Source organism: Streptomyces sp. NPDC016851 (assembly GCF_055562795.1).
In genome coordinates this window covers 54,758-72,209 of the sequence record NZ_JBVHEP010000030.1, presented here as the reverse complement: position 1 = coordinate 72,209, position 17,452 = coordinate 54,758, and the positions used below count along the sequence as shown (strand labels likewise).

Annotated in this window: 16 protein-coding genes and 1 pseudogene; 11 read left to right on the top strand and 6 right to left on the bottom strand. The window is 72.6% G+C overall.

Translation table 11 applies throughout. The features are described 5' to 3' along the window. Positions 1-103: 103 nt before the first annotated feature. Both ACZ3I3_RS35425 and ACZ3I3_RS35420 read left to right on the top strand, forming a co-directional pair. On the top strand, positions 104-916 hold the full coding sequence (locus tag ACZ3I3_RS35425; RefSeq protein ID WP_467371859.1) for an MHYT domain-containing protein: 813 nt from the start codon (positions 104-106) through the stop codon (positions 914-916). Positions 917-965: 49 nt separating this feature from the next. Then, complete coding sequence (locus ACZ3I3_RS35420) at positions 966-2,969, top strand: sensor histidine kinase (protein ID WP_467371857.1); 2,004 nt, start codon at positions 966-968, stop codon at positions 2,967-2,969. 66 nt (positions 2,970-3,035) lie between these two features. Here the strand turns inward: ACZ3I3_RS35420 and ACZ3I3_RS35415 are convergent, their stop codons facing one another. Next, positions 3,036-4,127 (bottom strand): alpha/beta hydrolase-fold protein, encoded by a 1,092-nt coding sequence (locus tag ACZ3I3_RS35415; protein WP_467371855.1) that lies wholly within the window; start codon positions 4,125-4,127, stop codon positions 3,036-3,038. Positions 4,128-4,215: 88 nt separating this feature from the next. Between ACZ3I3_RS35415 and ACZ3I3_RS35410 the strand changes: the two genes are divergently transcribed. The 3 genes from ACZ3I3_RS35410 to ACZ3I3_RS35400 all read left to right on the top strand — a co-directional run bounded on the left by ACZ3I3_RS35410 (position 4,216) and on the right by ACZ3I3_RS35400 (position 6,554). Then, positions 4,216-4,428 carry an MbtH family protein gene (locus tag ACZ3I3_RS35410; RefSeq protein ID WP_467371852.1) on the top strand — a complete coding sequence of 71 codons (213 nt, stop codon included), beginning with the start codon at positions 4,216-4,218 and terminating at the stop codon, positions 4,426-4,428. Between the two features lie 6 nt (positions 4,429-4,434). Continuing rightward, a complete protein-coding gene (locus ACZ3I3_RS35405; RefSeq protein WP_467371850.1) occupies positions 4,435-6,033 on the top strand; it encodes an amidohydrolase in 1,599 nt (532 codons plus the stop codon). Between the two features lie 185 nt (positions 6,034-6,218). Then, entirely contained in the window at positions 6,219-6,554 is a 336-nt protein-coding gene (locus tag ACZ3I3_RS35400) for a GNAT family N-acetyltransferase (RefSeq protein WP_467371848.1), read from the top strand. A gap of 13 nt (positions 6,555-6,567) precedes the next feature. Here ACZ3I3_RS35400 and argB read toward each other — a convergent pair whose 3' ends face one another. Together argB and ACZ3I3_RS35390 are read right to left on the bottom strand one after the other, a co-directional pair. Then, positions 6,568-7,476, bottom strand: coding sequence for an acetylglutamate kinase (gene argB / locus ACZ3I3_RS35395; RefSeq protein WP_467371902.1), 909 nt, complete (start codon positions 7,474-7,476; stop codon positions 6,568-6,570). Positions 7,477-7,538: 62 nt separating this feature from the next. Continuing rightward, the gene (locus ACZ3I3_RS35390; RefSeq protein ID WP_467371846.1) at positions 7,539-8,195 is read right to left on the bottom strand and encodes an isochorismatase family protein; all 657 of its coding nucleotides are present in this window, start codon (positions 8,193-8,195) and stop codon (positions 7,539-7,541) included. A gap of 196 nt (positions 8,196-8,391) precedes the next feature. Between ACZ3I3_RS35390 and ACZ3I3_RS35385 the strand changes: the two genes are divergently transcribed. Beyond that, positions 8,392-8,574: a hypothetical protein gene (locus tag ACZ3I3_RS35385; protein WP_467371844.1), complete on the top strand. Its 183-nt coding sequence runs from the start codon at positions 8,392-8,394 to the stop codon at positions 8,572-8,574. A gap of 22 nt (positions 8,575-8,596) precedes the next feature. On the opposite strand, the gene ACZ3I3_RS35380 is transcribed toward ACZ3I3_RS35385, so the two are convergent. Beyond that, entirely contained in the window at positions 8,597-9,385 is a 789-nt protein-coding gene (locus tag ACZ3I3_RS35380; RefSeq protein ID WP_467371842.1) for a DeoR/GlpR family DNA-binding transcription regulator, read from the bottom strand. 195 nt (positions 9,386-9,580) lie between these two features. On the opposite strand from ACZ3I3_RS35380, the pseudogene ACZ3I3_RS35375 reads away from it, so the two are divergent. The 3 genes and pseudogenes from ACZ3I3_RS35375 to ACZ3I3_RS35365 all read left to right on the top strand — a co-directional run. Continuing rightward, positions 9,581-10,021: pseudogene (locus ACZ3I3_RS35375) on the top strand (class II fructose-bisphosphate aldolase); the annotation flags it as partial. Between the two features lie 732 nt (positions 10,022-10,753). Then, positions 10,754-11,173 carry an aspartate 1-decarboxylase gene (gene panD / locus ACZ3I3_RS35370; protein WP_086598998.1) on the top strand — a complete coding sequence of 140 codons (420 nt, stop codon included), beginning with the start codon at positions 10,754-10,756 and terminating at the stop codon, positions 11,171-11,173. 27 nt (positions 11,174-11,200) lie between these two features. Next, complete coding sequence (locus ACZ3I3_RS35365) at positions 11,201-11,545, top strand: GNAT family N-acetyltransferase (protein ID WP_467371840.1); 345 nt, start codon at positions 11,201-11,203, stop codon at positions 11,543-11,545. A 586-nt stretch (positions 11,546-12,131) separates the two neighbouring features. Here the strand turns inward: ACZ3I3_RS35365 and gndA are convergent. After that, entirely contained in the window at positions 12,132-13,571 is a 1,440-nt protein-coding gene (gene gndA, locus ACZ3I3_RS35360; RefSeq protein WP_467371838.1) for an NADP-dependent phosphogluconate dehydrogenase, read from the bottom strand. 370 nt (positions 13,572-13,941) lie between these two features. On the opposite strand from gndA, the gene ACZ3I3_RS35355 reads away from it, so the two are divergent. After that, on the top strand, positions 13,942-15,195 hold the full coding sequence (locus tag ACZ3I3_RS35355; RefSeq protein WP_467371836.1) for a peptidoglycan DD-metalloendopeptidase family protein: 1,254 nt from the start codon (positions 13,942-13,944) through the stop codon (positions 15,193-15,195). Here the strand turns inward: ACZ3I3_RS35355 and ACZ3I3_RS35350 are convergent. Next, on the bottom strand, positions 15,185-16,453 hold the full coding sequence (locus ACZ3I3_RS35350) for a DMT family transporter (protein ID WP_467371834.1): 1,269 nt from the start codon (positions 16,451-16,453) through the stop codon (positions 15,185-15,187). The two genes, ACZ3I3_RS35355 and ACZ3I3_RS35350, sit on opposite strands and share 11 nt — an antisense overlap. 227 nt (positions 16,454-16,680) lie before the next feature. Here ACZ3I3_RS35350 and ACZ3I3_RS35345 point away from each other — a divergent pair, with 227 nt between their 5' ends. Further along, on the top strand, positions 16,681-17,430 hold the full coding sequence (locus tag ACZ3I3_RS35345) for a (2Fe-2S)-binding protein (RefSeq protein ID WP_467371832.1): 750 nt from the start codon (positions 16,681-16,683) through the stop codon (positions 17,428-17,430). Positions 17,431-17,452 lie beyond the last annotated feature (22 nt).

The window sequence follows — 17,452 nt, the reverse complement described above, 5'->3', positions numbered from 1 at the left end:
CTTCGGTAAGCAGTGGCGCGATCTCGTTCCCCCGGGTCTCTGTTACCGGCGGTACTTACGTGCGCGCTGAGCTCTCCGCCCGGCGGGCGAGAGGGGTTTCCCCGTGGGACACATGGACCACTTCAGCGCCGGATGGGTCACCCCCGTCCTCTCCTACGTCATGGCCTGCGTCGGCTCGGCGCTCGGTCTGCGGTGCACGGTCAGGGCCCTGGACGCCGACGGCGCCTCGAAACGGAACTGGCTGGTGCTCGCCTCGTTCGCGATCGGCTCCGGCATCTGGACCATGCACTTCGTCGCGATGATGGGCTTCAGCGTCGAGGGCACCCCCATCCGCTACGACGTTCCGCTCACCGTGCTCAGCCTCGTCATGGCCATCGCCGTCGTCGGCGCCGGCGTCTTCACCGCCGGGTACGGACGTTCGCGGATCACGGCGGTGGCGCTCGGCGGGCTCGGCACCGGACTGGGCGTCGCCGCCATGCACTACGCCGGCATGTACGCGCTCAACCTGCACGGCAGCATCGGCTACGACCCGTTCCTCGTCTTCGCCTCCGTCGCGATCGCCGTGGTCGCCGCGAGCGCCGCGCTCACCCTCACCCTCATCGTGCGCGGCCCCGCCCTCGCAGCCGTCGCCGCGCTCGTCATGGGACTCGCGGTCAGCAGCATGCACTACACCGCCATGTACGCCGTCGACGTCAGCCTCACGCCCAGCAGCGCGGAGCTGCCCGGGGCCACGGCCACCGAGTTCCTCTTCCCGCTCGCCGTCGTGCTCGGCTCGTTCCTCTTCCTCGCCTCCGCGTATGTCGCGCTCTCCCCGACCGGCAAGCGCGCCGAGTCCGTCGCCGCCGAACTGCTGCGCGAGGTCGAGCTCTCCACCGCGACCGCCACCACCCCCGCCCCCACTGCGACCACGACCTGAGCCGTACGTCCGCAGAGCCGCACAGCACCCACCGTCGAAGAGGTAGCCCATGCCTGTCACCCGAGCAATGGAACGGCTGCGCCCCCGATCGGTCCGGGCCAAGATCGTCGCCCTGCTCATGCTGCCCATCGTGTCCCTCATGGCCCTGTGGGGCTTCGCCGCGGTGACGACGGCCTCCAGCATCGGCGACACCCAGCGGGTCAAGGACGTCAACGCCGAACTGCTCGCCCCCCTCGACGAGTTCGTCACCGCGTTGCAGGCCGAGCGGACCGCCGTCACCCGCAACGCGGCCGCGCCGGACCCGTCCGGTTCCGACACGGTCGAGGAGGCACGGAAGGCCACCGACGAGGCCGCCGCCGCGGTCCGGCGCGGCGCCGACGCCGCCGCGGCGGACGCCGAGCTCCTCGACGCGGGCCTGCCCGCCCGCATCGACCGTCTGGAAGCCGACGCGCGCGGACTCACGGAGCTGCGCGCGAAGACCGACGCGAAGGGCACCGCTCAGACGGCCTTCACGGGGTACTCGGCCATCATCGAGGACGCCTTCGCCGTCACCGGCGCGCTCACGGGGGAGAACGGCACTCACGCCGCGTCCGAGGCTCGGGTCGTCCTGGAACTCGCCCGCGCCCGCGAGGCGGTGGCCCAGGAACAGTCCCTCCTCGCCGCGGGGAGCGGGGCGGGAAAGCTCACCACGGAGCAGTACACACTGTTCGTCGGGGCCGTCGCCACCCAGCGGGCGCTGCTGAAGCCCGCCGTCGCCGACCTGAAGCCGGCGCACCGGGCCGTGTACAACGCGGTGCTGGCCGACCACAGTTACGACGGGCTCGCGGCGGGTGAGGACCGGGTACGCGGCGCCGGACCCGGCGCCCCGGCCGTCTCCGCGGGCTTCCTGAAGGACTGGGACACGGACGCCGACGCCGTGCTGAAGGACCTCGCCGAGGCCGAGTCGAACGCCGGCACGGGCGCCACGGCCAAGGCGAACCCGTTCGGCTGGGACACGCTGGGCGCCTCGGGCATCGCCGTCATCCTCGGTCTTATGGGTGTGCTGCTGTCGCTGCTGGTGTCCGTGGGCGTCGGCCGCGGCCTCATCGTCGAACTGCTCGACCTGCGCAACTCCGCCCTGGAGGTCGCCGGGCGCCGGTTGCCGCAGGCCATGCGCAGACTGCACGCCGGGCACGGCGTGGACATCGACGCCGAGGCCCCGATGCGCCGCCTCGTCGGCGACGAACTCGCCCAGGTGGGCACCGCACTCACCGCCGTGCAGCGGGCGGCGCTCAAGGCCGCCTCCGAGCGCGCCGAGCTGCGCAGCGGCATCTCCGGGGCGTACGTCAGCATCGCCCGCCGCGGCCAGGTGCTGCTGCACCGCCAGCTCGACCTGCTCCACCAACTGGAGCAGCGCCCGCGCGACCCGGCCGAGGTGCAGGAGCTGTACCAGGTCGACTACCTCGCCACCCGGATGCGCCGCCACTCCGAGAGCCTGCTCATCCTGTCCGGCATCGCACCCGGACGCGGGTGGCGCGACCCCATCCCGCTGGCGGACGTCCTGCGGGCCGCCGTCGCGGAGATCGAGCAGCCGGGCCGGATCCAGCTCTGGCCCGTACCGCGCGTCTCCGTCAACGGCGGCTCCGTCGCCGACGTCATCCACCTGCTCGCCGAACTCGTCGAGAACGCGGCCTCGTTCTCACCGCCCAGTACCCAGGTCCGGCTGCGGGCCGCGCGGCTGCGCGACGGCCTCCTCATCGAGATCGAGGACAGCGGCTTCGGCATGGACGAGGAGGCGATGGCCGAGGCCAACCGCAAGATCCAGTCCGAGAACATCGACCTGCTCGACGCCAAGCAGATCGGCCTCTTCGTGGTCAACCGCATCGCCGCCCGGCAGGGCCTGAGAGTCGAACTGCGCCCCTCGGACAGCGGCGGCGCCACCGCGGCCGTCCTCATCCCCGAGAACCTGATACGGGACGACCCGCCGGGGCACGACGCGGCGTTCCCCGACGGCCAGGACGGCGGCCGGGAACTGGCCCCCGCGTCAGCGCTGATCCCGCCCCAGCGGGGGTGACGAGGACCGTGGGGCAGCGGGCCGTACCGCCGGACCCGGCGCAACCTGCTCGCCGGTCGGCACGCCTCAAGCGAGTGCCCAGGCGACATCCCTGAGCAGGGCGTGACGCCAGCCCGCCCGGTCGTGGCCCGACGGCGACCGGGAGACCCGTACGGTGGCGCCGGCCCGTTCTGCCAGGGTCTCGGTCAGTTCGCAGTGGGGCAGCATCCGCGTCTCGTGTTCTCCCACGTCGAACGCGACCCGCAGGCCGGACAGGTCCGGGCGCTCCCGCAGGCGCGCGGCGATGGTGCCCCCGACCGGCCCGCCCAAGGGGTCGGCCAGGCCCAGGGCGTCGGGTGTCCACCAGAACGACCCCGACTGACAGGCGACGCGGGTCACCAGGTCCGGGAATTCCAGCGCCGCGTACAGCGCGCTCAGCCCGCCGAGGCTCTGCCCGGCGACGACCAGCCGGTTGATCTCGGCGGTCACCCCCGACTCCGCCACCAGCGGCAGCAGTTCGTCCCGGACCGCCTCCCACAGCTCGGGCCGGCACGCGAACTCCGCCCCCCTGTCCTTGGCCGGCAGGAAGACGAGCGTGACCGGCGGCATCTCCCCACTGGCGACCGCCGAGTCGAACGCGGTCATGGCCGGGTGCAGATACAGCCAGTCGTCCCCGTCGAGCAGCAGGACCACCGGCCCGCCACCGCCCGCAGGATGCACCCGCACGGTCCGCCGCCCGCCCAGCCGTTCGCCGGCCCAGCGGATCCGGGTACGGGGGAGGGGCAGCACACCGTCCGCGCCGACGGCGGGCCAGTGCGGCTGGGCCGGCGCGTCCGGTGTCGCGGCGATGGACCGGTCACCGCCGGCCCCGACCGGGTTGAACGGATCGGCGTACGCCTCCTCGCCCACGCGGAACTGATACGTCACCCGCAGCCGCGCGGGCATGCGCACCTCGGCGTACCAGCAGTCCGTGTCACCGAACCGGGCCAGCGGCACCGGCTCGGACCAGCTCTCGAAGTCGATGGTCGCCGCACCGGCCCCACGCCACAGGAAGAGGGTGGTCCAGCCGTCGCCGCCGGGTATCGACGCGGGTGACCGCGCGGCCGCCCAGAACGCGTCGGTCCCGGGTGCGCCGGGCAGTCCGAACGCGGCGAACGTGTCGTCCCCCACCAACCTCATGGATGTCTCCTTGTGGAGCGAAAAGGGAGAAGGCTAAGCTCACTTGCGATTAGGCGAGCCTAACCTAATGTTCCAGGAGGTACGGCACATGAGCACCAACCCCTTCGACGATGCCGACGGCCGTTTCCTCGTCCTCGTGAACGACGAGGGCCAGCACTCGCTCTGGCCGTCCTTCGCGGACGTGCCCGGGGGGTGGACCATCGCCTTCGAGGAGAACACCCGGGACGCCTGTCTGGAGTACGTCGAGGCCAACTGGACGGACCTGCGCCCCCGTTCCCTCGCCGAGTCCGTGGACGCCTGACGCCCGATGCTCTGCACCAGACTGACGAACGCCCGCTTCGTCACCATGGACCCGGCCCACCCCGTCGCCCATGACCTGGGCATCTGGCGGGGCCGGATCGTCGGCCTGGACGAGGCCGTGTCCTCGCTGCCCGCGCGGGAGGTGATCGACCTTCAGGGCGCCACCGTGCTGCCCGGGTTCATCGACGCCCATGTGCATCTGGCCTGGACCGGCTTCAAGCAGAACACGCCGAGCATCGCGGGCCGCACGCGGATCGACGACGTGCTCGCCGTCGTGGCGGAGGCCGTCCGCCGTACGGCCTCGCCCGACGCCTGGGTCAGCATCGCCGGCTACGACCAGCGGGCCCTGGGCCGCCATCTGACCGCCGCCGAACTCGACCGGGTGAGCCACGGGCGCAAGGTGTTCGTGCTGCACGACTCCGGACACGGCTGCGTCGTCAACACCGCGGTCCTGGACCGGCTCCCCGCCGGTGTCCCCCACGAGAACGGCTTCCTCGCCGAGGGCGCGATGGGTGCCGCCCGCGCCCTGCGTCTGCCGTACTCCCAGGAGGAACTCGCCGAGGCCATCGGACGCGCCGCCCGGACCTGCGTCGCCGAAGGCGTCACCGCCTGCGCCGAGGCAGGCATCGGCGGCGCCCTCTTCGGGCACAGCCCCGTCGAACTCGGCGCCTACCAACTCGCCCGCGAAAAGGGCCTGTTGCCGCTAAGGGTGCAGCTCATGGTCGCCGCGGACCGGCTGCGGCCCGTCGCCGCGCACGAGGCCGACGGCATCCCGAGGGCCCTCGACCTCGGCCTGCGCACGGGCTTCGGCGACGACTGGCTCTCCGTCGGCGCCCTGAAGATCTACACCGACGGCGGCATGATGGCCCGCACCGCCGCGCTGAGCAGCTCGTACGAAGGGCTGGACCACGCGGGCCAGTTGCAGGACGACCCGGAGACGCTCACCGAGACGATCGTGGCCGGCCACCTCGCCGGCTGGCAGCTCGCCGTGCACGCCATCGGCGACCGCGCCGCCGACGTCGCCCTCGACGCCCTGGAGCGGGCCCAGCGCCTCCGGCCACGCCACGGAGTCCGCCACCGCGTCGAACACGCGGGCCTCATCCGCCCCGACCAGCTGTCGCGCATGGCGCGGCTCGGCGTGAGCGCGGTCGTCCAGCCCAACTTCCTGCGCTACTTCGGCGACGACTACGCGGCGATCATGGGCGAGGAGCGGGCACCGTGGTTGTACCGGGGCAAGGCGTTCCTGGACCACGGCATCACCCTCGTCGGCAGCTCCGACCGGCCCGTCACCGACGGATCCCCGCTGCGCGCCGTCCAGTTCATGGTCGAGCGCGCCTCCGCGTCCGGCCAGGTGATCGGTCCGGAGGAGGGCGTCACCGTCGAGGAGGCGCTGCGCGCCTACACCGTGGCCGGGGCCTACGCCTGCCACTGGGAGGACAGCGCCGGCAGCCTCTCCCCGGGCAAGCGCGCCGACCTGGTCGTGCTCGGCGACGACCCGCGGAACGTCGACACCTCCCGCATCGGCGACATCGAGGTGGTGGCGACGTACGTCGACGGCCGTGACCGACGCGACGGTGGACTCGAAAGCGGGGAAGGCAAGCCTTGAACACGGCTACGCCGCGCACCGCACCGCGGTTGCCGCATACTCCTGTCGCAGCGATCTCCGTCGTACGCCCCGCCCGCCCGGAGGACGCCACCGCACTCGCCGCTCTGTCCCAACCCTTCGTGTCCTCAGGGGCGTTACGCCGGCGACCCGTCTCCCTCTATGCTGCCCACGCGGCCGACTTCCTCGTGGCCGAGGGACCCGACGGCGCCTTGGAGGGCTCCCTGGCCCTGCGCGTCCACGCGGCCGACGCGGAGGGGAGTCGCGGTCCCGCGGGCGTTCTCTACAACTTCTGTGTGGCCCGGCACCGGCAGGGCAGCGGACTGGGAGGCCGGCTGCTGCACGTCATGCTGGCCAGGGCGCGTGCCCTGCCGGTGGACTCCTTGTTCACCGCGACGGTCGGCGGCGGCAGTCTCTTCCTGCGGCACGGGTTCGCCCCGGCCGGCGTGCGCCTCGCGCCTGCGGCCTGGGTGACGTCCCTGGACCCGCGCCGCAACGCGCGCGTCCTCGCGCGAACCCTGTGACGGCGTCGGATCCTCAGGCGCAACTCGCTTCGGCGCACGGGATGTCGGAGCCGTGCTCCGGCACGACCTCGGTGCCGGAGCCGCTCTTGCCCAGTACGCCCCTCAGCAGTGCGTGCGGTACACGGCCGTCGCACACGTGCGCCCTGTCCACGCCGCCGCGCACGGCCCGCAGACAGCCCTCCATCTTCGGCAGCATCCCGGCCGCCAGCCCCGGCAGCAGCGCGGCCAGTTCCGCGGCTGTCAGCCGCTCGATCACCTCGGTGCTGTGCGGCCAGTCGGCGTACAGTCCCGCCACGTCGGTGAGCACCACCAGGCGGGCGGCGCCGAGCGCCACGGCCAGCGCCGACGCCGCCAGATCGGCGTTCACGTTGTAGACCTCCGCGTCCTCACCGCGGGCCACGGGGGAGACCACGGGGATGTGCCCCTGCTCCAGGAGCGTGCGCACCGCGCGCGGGTTCACGTCGACGACGTCGCCGACCAGGCCGATGTCCACCGCCCGGCCGTCCACCCAGGCCGGCCGCCGTACGGCCGTCATGGTGTGCGCGTCCTCGCCCGTCATGCCCACGGCCAGGGGGCCATGGGCGTTGATGTGGCCGACCAGCTCCCGCTGGACCCGGCCGGTCAGCACCATGCGCACCACGTCCATGGTCTCCGGGGTGGTGACCCTGAGGCCCGCCTCGAAACGGCTCTCCAGGCCGAGGCGGTCGAGCATCGCGCTGATCTGCGGTCCCCCGCCGTGCACGACGACCGGGCGCAGGCCCGCGCGCCACAACTCCACGACGTCGTGGGCGAACGCCCGCTGGAGGCCCGGGTCCACCATGGCGTGGCCGCCGTACTTGACGACGACCGTGCTGCCCCTGAGCTCCTGTGGCGGTCGGAGGTCCTCGGGGAAGCAGGTCGCGACCTGGTCGGTTCGGGTCACGCTCACGGAGCCACTCCATTCATGGCAGGCCCGGGACTTCGGGCGGACGGGGGAGAGCGTCGTCACGCGTTCAGCCGCTCCTTGTGGAGGAGCAGACCGCGCAGCAGGGAGTCGGTCGTACAGACCACACCGCTGCGCGCGGACCAGCGAAGGGCCAGGGAGTGTTCCTCGGCGGAGATGTCGGCCACCGCGTCGGCGACGACGAACGGCTGGATGTCGTTCATGAAGGCGTCCGCCGCCGTCAGCAGGACACCGAGATGTGCGTGCACCCCGCAGATGATCAGCTGGTCCCGGCCCTTGGAGCGCAGCAGTCTGCCGAGATGGCTGCGCAGGAAGGCGTTGTGCCGCACATTGGCCAGCAGATGCTCGCCGGGCCGGGGCCTGAGGGGCGCGATGATCCCGGCGGCATCCGGCTCGTCCCCGATGCCCGGACCCCACATGTCGGCGACCAGACCCCGCGTGCCCGGCGGCTGTCCGGCCGGTTCCGCGCTGAAGACGACCGGCAGGCCCAGGGCGTCGGCGAGTTCGCGCAGCGCCACGATGTTGTCGACGAGCTCGACCACGGGGGAACGCCCCGCCGGGAACGCCCCGACGAAGTGGTTCTGCATGTCGTGGACCAATAACGCGGCACGGGCCGGATCGATCCTCCAGGAGACGTGCGCGCGGGGGAGGCAGGAACGATCCGGCATCGGGTACGAGTCGATGGTCGGCAAGCCCACGGCGGTTCCCTCCCCTGATGACGCACCGCACACACTGCACTCGCGAGTGCCGCTTAGCTTAGCCTAACCTAATTAGAACTGGGGGGAGTTGACACTCACCGGTCAGCGCCGACGCGACCGACCGAACCCGAGGGGAAGGTGCCCGGCCGGTCCTCGTCGCGCTCACGGAGATCAGGCCACCGTGTATCCGTCGAACGTGGCGATGCCCCGAGCGCCGTTCCAGCCGTTGGCCGCGGTCATGAAGACCCCGACGTCCTGCGCGGCGGCCGCGCCCCCCGGCGTGGCCGTGCCGACCGTCGTCCAGGTGACGCCGTCCCTGCTGGCCTCCCCGGTGTACGAGGCGCCGGACCTGTCAGCCGCAGCCGCACCGGAGCGGTGAAGGAGCCCGTCTGCGTGCGGTGTCAGGCGCGGATGACCTCCACGCCGGCCGCCGTGAACGCCTCGGTCAGCTCGTCCGAGGCGGCCTTGTCGGTGATCAGGATGTCGATGTCCTCCACCGGGCAGATGCGGGCGAAGGCCCGCCGGTCCAGCTTGGAGGAGTCGGCGACCGCGACGACTTGCTGCGCGCGGCGGGCCAGCGCCCGGTTGATGCTGGCCTCGCCCTCGTGGTGGGCGGTCGCCCCATGGGCCACGTCGATGGCGTCCACCCCGATGAAGACCTGGTCCAGTGCGATCTCCGCGAGCAGTTCGGTGGCCAGCGGCCCGATCAGCTCGTACGACGCCGGCCTGGCCACCCCGCCCGTCACCACGAGCTTCACATGGCGCCGTACGACCAGCTCGTTGGCGATGTTCAGGGCGTTGGTCACCACGGTGACCGCCGTCTCCGCGCCGCCGGAGCTCAGGTCGGCCCGTGTGGCCAGTGCCCGCGCCACCTCGGTGGTCGTGGTGCCGCCGTTGAGCCCCACCACGGCGCCGGCCTTGACCAGCCCGGCGGCCGCGTCCGCGATCCGCTCCTTCTCCGGAGCCTTGCGCGCGGCCTTGTAACGCAGGGGCAGGTCGTAGGCGATCGCGTTGATCACCGCGCCACCGTGCGTGCGGGTGACCATCTGCTGGCGGGCCAGCTCGTCGAGGTCGCGCCTGATCGTCGCAGCGGAGACACCCAACTCCTCGGCAGCCGGTTCGACTTCGATCCGTCCGTCGCGCGCCAGCATCTCCAGCAGCGCACTCCACCGGGCCTGCGGTGCCGCCATGTCTCACAACTCCCTGTCGGTGATGTGCGCAGCCATGTGCGCATTTCCATGAAAGCACAGCGCTTGATTGGGTTTTTATGGTCCTCAAACGAGCAAAACCCTGCACGCCCCGCACACCCCCCGCTGCCTGCTGCTGCCCTTGCGGCTGCGGCTGCGGCAGTCGCGTCCCTCCCACACCGCCACAGGAGGCCGTCCGTGTCGCTGACTCCCACCGCCGACGTGGTGAGCGCCGCGTGCCGCGACGGACGTGCCGTCGGCGCGTTCAACGTGATCACCCTGGAGCACGCCGAGGCCGTGGTCACCGGGGCGGAAGCCGCGGGCCGCCCGGTCATCTGCCAGATCAGCGAGAACGCCGTGCGGTTCCACGGCGGCCGGCTCGCCCCGATGGCCCGTGCCGCCGCCGCACTCGCCGAGGCGGCCAACGTCCCCGTGGCCCTGCACCTCGACCACGTCACCGACGAAGCGCTGCTGCGCCGCGCGGAGGACTGCGGCTTCGGATCCGTCATGCTCGACGCGTCCGCGCTGCCGCACGCCGAGAACGTCGGCGCCACGCGCGCGGCGGCGCGCTGGGCGCATGCCCAGGGCCTGTGGGTGGAGGCGGAACTCGGCGAGATCGCGGCGCGCCGCGCGATGGCCGACACCGTCGCGTCGGCGCTGCGGAACCTCTTGGCTTGCTCAAGGGGAGATTGAAGTCGCCAGGGCGGGGGGCATGGTCCGGGCAACCGGTGCGCCTGTCCCGGTGAAGGGGGAAAGTGACCGTGACTGCTTTGATCGTGGTGGCCGTTGTCATGCTGGCGATGACTGTTCTGTGTACCTGGCTCGTACGTCGGGCCTGGCGGCGTGCCTGGGCCGATCTGGGTTGGCAGGCGTCCGGCTACGGCCGGGGAAGTGGGCAGCGGTACGGGGCGGGGCCGGCGATCAGCGGTACGAGCGCGGCATCAGCGACAACAGTCGCCGGCACGGCGGCGTCCAGCAGTTCCTCCTGGTACGCCGCGGGCGACGCCTGCGACCCCTCGCCGTCCGGTTCCTGCGGCGCTTCCTCCTCCTGCTCCGGCAGCAGTTCGTCGTCCTGTGGGAGCAGTTCGTCGTCCTGCGGCAGTTCCTGTTGACGGCTGGGGTGTGCAGAGGCCGGCGTCGCGGGCGGCTGCCGGCAGGGCGTCAGCAGGCGGTGCGTCCGATAGCTCTCGGGTCGTCGATGCGGCTTCGCACGGTATCGGCCGACGGCGGGACCGCCCGGCGAAGTCTCGGTGTGAGTACGGAAACACCGGGCGACAGCTGACCGGACACGCGAATCGATGTAGCCTCCGTGGACGACCGCCCTTGACCTGCACAAAGCAGGCAGGGAGCAGACATGTCGGGAGTTTCTTCATGCTTCGCACCATGTTCAAGTCCAAGATCCACCGCGCCACCGTCACCCAGGCCGACCTGCACTACGTGGGATCCGTGACCATCGACGCCGACCTGCTCGACGCCGCCGACCTGCTGCCCGGCGAGCTCGTGCACATCGTGGACATCACCAACGGCGCCCGGCTGGAGACGTACGTCATCGAGGGCGAGCGCGGGTCCGGCGTCGTCGGGATCAACGGGGCCGCCGCCCACCTCGTCCACCCCGGCGATCTGGTGATCATCATCAGCTACGCCCAGGTGACGGACGCCGAGGCCCGGGCACTCACCCCCCGGGTCGTGCACGTGGACCGCGACAACCGGATCGTGGACCTCGGCGCCGACCCGTCCGAGCCGGTACCGGGCTCGGACCAGCAGCGCAGCCCGCAGGCCGTCCGGGCCTGACCGACGTACAGGGACAGGAGCGTGTCCATGAGGGACCTGGTGATCCGCGACGACCGCGAGGCGGGGCGCCTGGAGGCGGTGTCCGGCGGGGAAGTGGTCGGCCGCATCGAGTACTTCGTCCTCGACAGCCCCGAACGCGCGCTCGTGCCCGTGCACACGATCGTCGAACCGGCCCACGAGGGCCAGGGCATCGCGGGTGCGCTGGCGCGAGAGCTCTACGGCATCGCCGCCCGCGAGCAGAGCGCCGTCGCCCCGCTCTGCCCCTACGTCGCCAAGTGGTCCGAACGCCACCCCGACGAGGCCCCACCGGCAGACCAGGCCCTCCTGGCGGCGGCGAAGGAGTGGCTGGCTGAACACCCCGGCCGTTTCTGACTCCCGGCTCCGGACTCCCGAGCCGGGACGCGCGGTGTCCGGACCCGCCCCCGCCCCCCGCTACCTCCACCTGGCCCCTCCCCGTCCTGCGCGGGGGTGACTGGGGAAGGAGCCGACGGGTAGGCGGGGGAGTAGTCCAGAGCCGGAGTCGAGCGACTGGCTGGAGGACCTCATGACGAATCCATATCCCGACCCCGTACCGCCGGGGCCGACGCCGGGCCCCGAGCCCCAGCCCCCGGAGCCGCACCCCGATCCGGTGCCGAACCCGCAGCCGCCGCCGGGCCCGGAGCCGACCCCACCGCCCCCGTCCCCGGTCCCGCCCCCGGGCCCGACACCGCCGGGTCCGACGCCCCCGGGTCCGACTCCACCGGGCCCGACCCCGCCGGCACCCCCGGGCCCCGACCCGGTGCCGGGACCCGACCCGTCGCCGATCCCGCCGGGGCCGGAACCCGTACCGAACCCCGAACCGGGCCCGCCGCTCTCCTGAGCCCGGAGCGCGGCAGGAGAACCCGCACGAGCACGGGGCCGGTGGACAGCTGTCACAGCCGTCCACCGGCCCCGTACCGTTCGCATCAGCGTGGAGCGCCTACGCGGAGACCTCCGACCGGTCCCCACCCCACAGCGTGTGGAACGACCCGTCCCGGTCCACCCTCCGGTAGGTGTGCGCACCGAAGTAGTCCCGCTGCCCCTGCGTCAGCGCCGCCGGCAGCCGCTCCGCGCGCAGGGCGTCGTAGTAGGCGAGCGCCGCGGCGAAACCGGGCGTCGGCACGCCCTGGCGGGTGGCCGCGACCAGCACCTCGCGCCAGTCGTCCTGGGCGTCCGCGATCTCCTGCGCGAACGTCGCGTCCGACAGCAGGCTCGGCAGATCCGGCCGGGTGTCGTAGGCGGAGCGGATCCGGTCCAGGAAGGCCGCGCGGATGATGCAGCCACCACGCCACAGCGCGGACACCGCGCCGAGATCGATGTCCCAGCCGTACTCGTCGCGCGCCGCGTCGATCTCGTGGAAGCCCTGCGTGTACGACACGATCTTCGACGCGTACAGCGCCTGCTCCACCCGGTCGGCGAAGGCCTGGGCCTCCGCCTCGCCGAGCGGCTTCGCCTTCGGGCCGGCCAGCCCGCGCGAGGCCTCCCGCAGCGCCGCATGGCCCGACAGCGAACGGGCGAAGACCGCCTCGGCGATGCCGGACACCGGCACGCCCAGGTCGAGCGCGATCTGCACGGTCCAGCGGCCGGTGCCCTTCTGCTCCGCCTGGTCCACCACCACGTCCACGAACGGCTCGCCCGTCCGCGCGTCCACGTGCGAGAGCACCTCGGCCGTGATCTCGATCAGGTACGAGTCGAGGCGGCCCTGGTTCCAGGTGCGGAAGATCTCCGCGATCTGGGCGGGGGAGTACCCGGCGACGTCGCGCAGCAGCTGGTACGCCTCGCCGATGAGCTGCATGTCCGCGTACTCGATGCCGTTGTGCACCATCTTCACGAAGTGCCCGGCACCGTCCGGACCGACGTGCGAGACGCACGGCGAACCGTCGGCCGCCTTGGCCGAGATCTTCTCCAGCATCGGGCCCAGCGAGTCGTAGGACTCCTTCGGGCCGCCCGGCATGATGCTCGGCCCGTTGAGCGCACCCTCCTCACCGCCGGAGACGCCCATGCCCACGAAGTGGATGCCCTGCTCGCGCAGGTCGCGCTCCCGGCGCCGGGTGTCCGCGAAGTGCGCGTTGCCGCCGTCGATGATCATGTCGCCGGGCTCCAGAAGCGGGGCGAACTCCTGGATCACCGCGTCCGTCGGCTCACCGGCCTTCACCATCACGACCAGCCGCCGCGGCCGCTCCAGCGCGGCCACGAACTCCTTGGCGGTCTCGCACGCGACGAACTCCCCCTCCCCGCCGAACTCCTCGACCAGGGCGCGCGTGCGCGAGGGCGTCCGGTTGTGCACCGCCACCGTGTAGCCGTTGCGGGCGAAGTTGCGGGCGAGGTTGCGGCCCATGACCGCGAGACCCGTGACGCCGATCTGCGCTGTACTGCTCATTCGGTTGGCTCCTAAAGACCTCGGTATCGGTGCTGCGGACGGTGTCCACCGGCGTGTCCACCGCGTCCACCAGCATGCCCCCGTCGCCCATCCTGACGTGCCGCTCCTACGTCCGCACGCGCGGGTCGTACGACGTCGCGCACGCAGATACGCACAAGAGCCCCCGTCGCACTCACCCGAGGTACGCGTCCCCGCGCGCGCCGCACCCGCGCACCGGGTGACGTACACGGTGCACCGCCGAGGCGCACGACGCGCAACAGGGGCCTCATCCCGGCCATTTGGGCAACCGGGCGGCCGATAGCCGCCTTGTCCTGGCCGGTTCGCAGCGCTTACTTTTGCCCCTCCTGACGCATGTCTAGGGGGGCTCTCGATGGCCGTACGCGGCCGGCATCGCCGGTATCAGCCGAACAGGATCAACCGCGCCTCACTCACCGTCACGGCGGGCGGCGCGGGCATGGCGCTCCCGTTCATGGGCGCCGGCACCGCCCAGGCGGCGGACGTGGACACCTGGAACAAGGTCGCCGCCTGCGAGTCGAGCAACGACTGGAACATCAACACCGGCAACGGGTTCTACGGCGGGCTCCAGTTCACCCAGTCCACCTGGGAGGCGTACGGCGGCCGGGCCTACGCGGCGCGCGCGGACCTGGCCGGCAAGGACCAGCAGATCGCCGTCGCCGAGAAGGTGCTCGACGGGCAGGGCCCGGGCGCCTGGCCGGTGTGCTCCGTACGGGCCGGGCTGACCCGGGACGGAGCCGAGCCCGACATCCGGCCGGCCGCCGAGAGCACGAGGAAGAGCGAGAAGGCGGACCGGAAGCAGAGGCCGAAGACCTCCATCGAGGACGTACGGCCGCAGTCCACGCCGCAGTCGCGGGCGGGCAGCGCCGAGATGTACACGGTGGTGCGGGGCGACACGCTCTCCGGGATCGCGGAGGAGCGGGAGGTGCGGGGCGGCTGGCGCGGTCTGTACGCGGCCAACCGCACGGCCATAGGGGGCGATCCCGATCTCATCGTGCCGGGCCAGCGGCTCGCGCTGAGCGGCGAGGGCGCCACGAAGACGCGTCCCGCGCCCGAGCGTGCCGCCACCCCGTCGGCCGAGCCGTCGACGAAGACGCCGGCGAAGAAGCCGGCGAAGAAGCCGTCATCGAAAGTCCCGGACCGTGCCAAGGACCGTTCCAAGGACGAGAGCAAGGAGCGCGCCGCACGGTCCACGGCCACCCGGCAGGGCCTGGTCGCCCCCGTCAGCGCCTCCATGGGGACGCCCTACCGCAAGGCGGGCTCGTCCTGGTCGAAGGGCTACCACACCGGCGTCGACTTCCCCGTGCCCACGGGCACGTCCGTCAAGGCCGTCGCCTCGGGCAGCGTCGTCAGCGCGGGGTGGGGCGGCTCGTACGGCTACCAGGTCGTCATCCGGCACGGCGACGGCCGCTACAGCCAGTACGCCCACCTGTCGGCGATCTCCGTGCGGGACGGGCAGACGGTGAGCGCGGGCCAGCGCATCGGCCGCTCCGGCTCCACCGGGAACAGCTCGGGCCCGCATCTGCACTTCGAGGTGCGGACGGGGCCCGGTTTCGGCTCGGACGTCGACCCCATCGCCTACCTGAGGGCCGGCGGCGTCAGGATCTGATACGGGTGCGGTGCCGGTCCACCGTGGGCATCGGCACGTACGGGATGCCGTAGCAGGCAGCGTAGGAGAGCGGGCGTTCCCCGCTCTCGTACGCGACGTCCGGTCCGGCCTCGGGTTCACCGGTACCGGTACCGGTACCGGCAACCGCAGGCACCGGCACGTCCCCTGACGCCCCTCGGCCGACCTCGGCACCCATCGCCCTGGGCAGCGCCCCGACGGCGACGGGCGGCGCACCCATGGTCCTGGGCAGCGACGCGCCCACGGGCTCGGGCACCGACACGGCCACGGGCTCGGGAAGCAGCGCGTCCACCGTCCCGGGCACCGATGCGCCCACCGGCTCGGGAAGCAGCGCGTCCACCGTCTCAGGGAGCAGCGAGTCCACCGTCCCGGCGACCTCCAGCCCGGCGGCTCCCGCAGGCTCCGGCCGGGCGTGGGTGAGCCGTTCCGTCGTCAGCAGGATCAGGCCGCCCGCCGCCACCACGCCGCAGCTGAGGGCGAGCGCCGTGCCCGTCGTGCCGTAGCGGAAGGTTTCGCCGAACATCGTGATGCCGACCGCGGCCGCCACCACCGGGTTCACGACCGTCAGCGTGGCCAGCGGGGCCGCGAGGCCGGCACCCCGGTACGCGGCCTGCGACAGCAGCATGCCCGCCGTGGCCAGGACGCCGATCACGGCGAGGGACGGCACGTCCGCCGCCGACACACCGCCGGTCCAGTCGACCGCGACGGTCTTGGTGAACACCGAGGACATACCGAACGCGATACCCGAGGCCGTCGCCAGCAGCATGCTGCGGACCGCCGCGTGCCGGTGCGCGGCCCGGCCTGCGATCATCAGCGCCACCACCACACCGGCCGTGACCAGGGCCACGCCCACCCGCTGCGCCGTGTCCAGCGACCGCGCGTCGGACGCGGCGACCAGGGACAGCAGACCCGCGAGCCCCACCGTCGCCATGATCGCGCCGCGCCACGCCGTGGCACCGGCCTTGCGGCCGACGAACAGCGCCGCCATCGGCAGGGCCACCACGATGGTCAGCGCGCCGAGCGGCTGCACCAGACTGAGGGGGCCGTACGCCAGCGCCACCACGTGGAGCAGACCGCCGAGGCCGTTCAGCGCGACCGCCGCCCACCAGCCCGGCCGCCGCAGCGGCGCGTACTGCTCGTCCGGCGACGACTCCGCCACCCGCTCCTGCATGATCGCCCCGCCCGCGTAGGCGAACGCGGACACGAGGGACAGCAGGACGGACAACGCGAGGGCGCTCATCGGCTGCTCCTCTGCGTCAGGCGGGGGCGCTCGGCCCGGCGCGGCGAAAGGTGGGCTTTCATGACCAACACCCTGCCGTGTCCAGGTCTTCCCGTCGTCGTCCCTGAGCACTCATTGGGTCCTACTGCCGATGGAGTATGAGGGGACCCCCGTCATCCCCAGGGTGGGCGGCCCGGTCGGGGGGCACCGGGTCGCATCCCCTAGGGGCCTTGGTATTACTGCTCTCCGTGGACCTCGACCCCGACCTTGCCGCGCTCCGCCCGCTCGGCGGCTACTTCGTGCTGCGCACAGGAGGAGCGGCGGCCGGGCCTCTCCCCACTCTCGCACAGGCCTACGCCACCATGTCACCGGATGTGTACGGAAATTCCCTGATTTTCCGTGTCGACAAGGTCGCGAGCGCCCTGCGGGTCCCGGAGTCGCGCGTCGCGGCGTCCGTGGCCCACCTGGGACTCGCGGCCCGACTCTGGTCCGTGGCACTCGGCTGCGCCGCGCTCTACGGCCGCGTCCCCGACCTCGACCCCCGGCTGCTGCACTGGGACGCCGACGCGGGCACCCCCGACGACCTGTGGCTGTCGGACGTACGGCCGCTCCCCGGGAACGCGCAGACCCTAGGAGGTGTCCTGGCGGACCTCATCCTGCACCGCCACCTCGACCCCCTCTCGGCCGCCCTGCGCGCCCACTACCGCCTCGCCCCGGGCCTGCTGCGGGGCAACGCCGCCTCCGCGCTGGCGGGCGCCGCCCGGGAACTCGACCGCTGGACCCGGCGGCACGGCCGTACGGACGCCGCCGCCCGGGCCCGTTCCCTGACCGCGGAACTCCTCGCGCACCCCCTGCTGACCGGCGCCGCAACCCTCACCGGCACGGCCTTCCGGCGCCGCAGCTGCTGTCTGTACTACCGCGTGCCCGGCGGGGGCCTGTGTGGTGACTGTTGCTTCACACGGCCGCCCCGCTCTTCCCCACAGGCCCCATCTGGGTGACCATGAAAGGGAACGGCCGCTG

Excerpts from the sequence above, each read along its gene's own strand:
- ACZ3I3_RS35420 (WP_467371857.1), top strand. The coding sequence starts at position 966 with ATGCCTGTCACCCGAGCAATGGAACGGCTGCGCCCCCGATCGGTCCGG.
- ACZ3I3_RS35415 (WP_467371855.1), bottom strand. The coding sequence starts at position 4,127 with ATGAGGTTGGTGGGGGACGACACGTTCGCCGCGTTCGGACTGCCCGGC.
- ACZ3I3_RS35410 (WP_467371852.1), top strand. The coding sequence starts at position 4,216 with ATGAGCACCAACCCCTTCGACGATGCCGACGGCCGTTTCCTCGTCCTC.
- ACZ3I3_RS35405 (WP_467371850.1), top strand. The coding sequence starts at position 4,435 with ATGCTCTGCACCAGACTGACGAACGCCCGCTTCGTCACCATGGACCCG.
- ACZ3I3_RS35380 (WP_467371842.1), bottom strand. The coding sequence starts at position 9,385 with ATGGCGGCACCGCAGGCCCGGTGGAGTGCGCTGCTGGAGATGCTGGCG.
- panD (WP_086598998.1), top strand. The coding sequence starts at position 10,754 with ATGCTTCGCACCATGTTCAAGTCCAAGATCCACCGCGCCACCGTCACC.
- ACZ3I3_RS35365 (WP_467371840.1), top strand. The coding sequence starts at position 11,201 with ATGAGGGACCTGGTGATCCGCGACGACCGCGAGGCGGGGCGCCTGGAG.
- gndA (WP_467371838.1), bottom strand. The coding sequence starts at position 13,571 with ATGAGCAGTACAGCGCAGATCGGCGTCACGGGTCTCGCGGTCATGGGC.
- ACZ3I3_RS35355 (WP_467371836.1), top strand. The coding sequence starts at position 13,942 with ATGGCCGTACGCGGCCGGCATCGCCGGTATCAGCCGAACAGGATCAAC.
- ACZ3I3_RS35350 (WP_467371834.1), bottom strand. The coding sequence starts at position 16,453 with ATGAGCGCCCTCGCGTTGTCCGTCCTGCTGTCCCTCGTGTCCGCGTTC.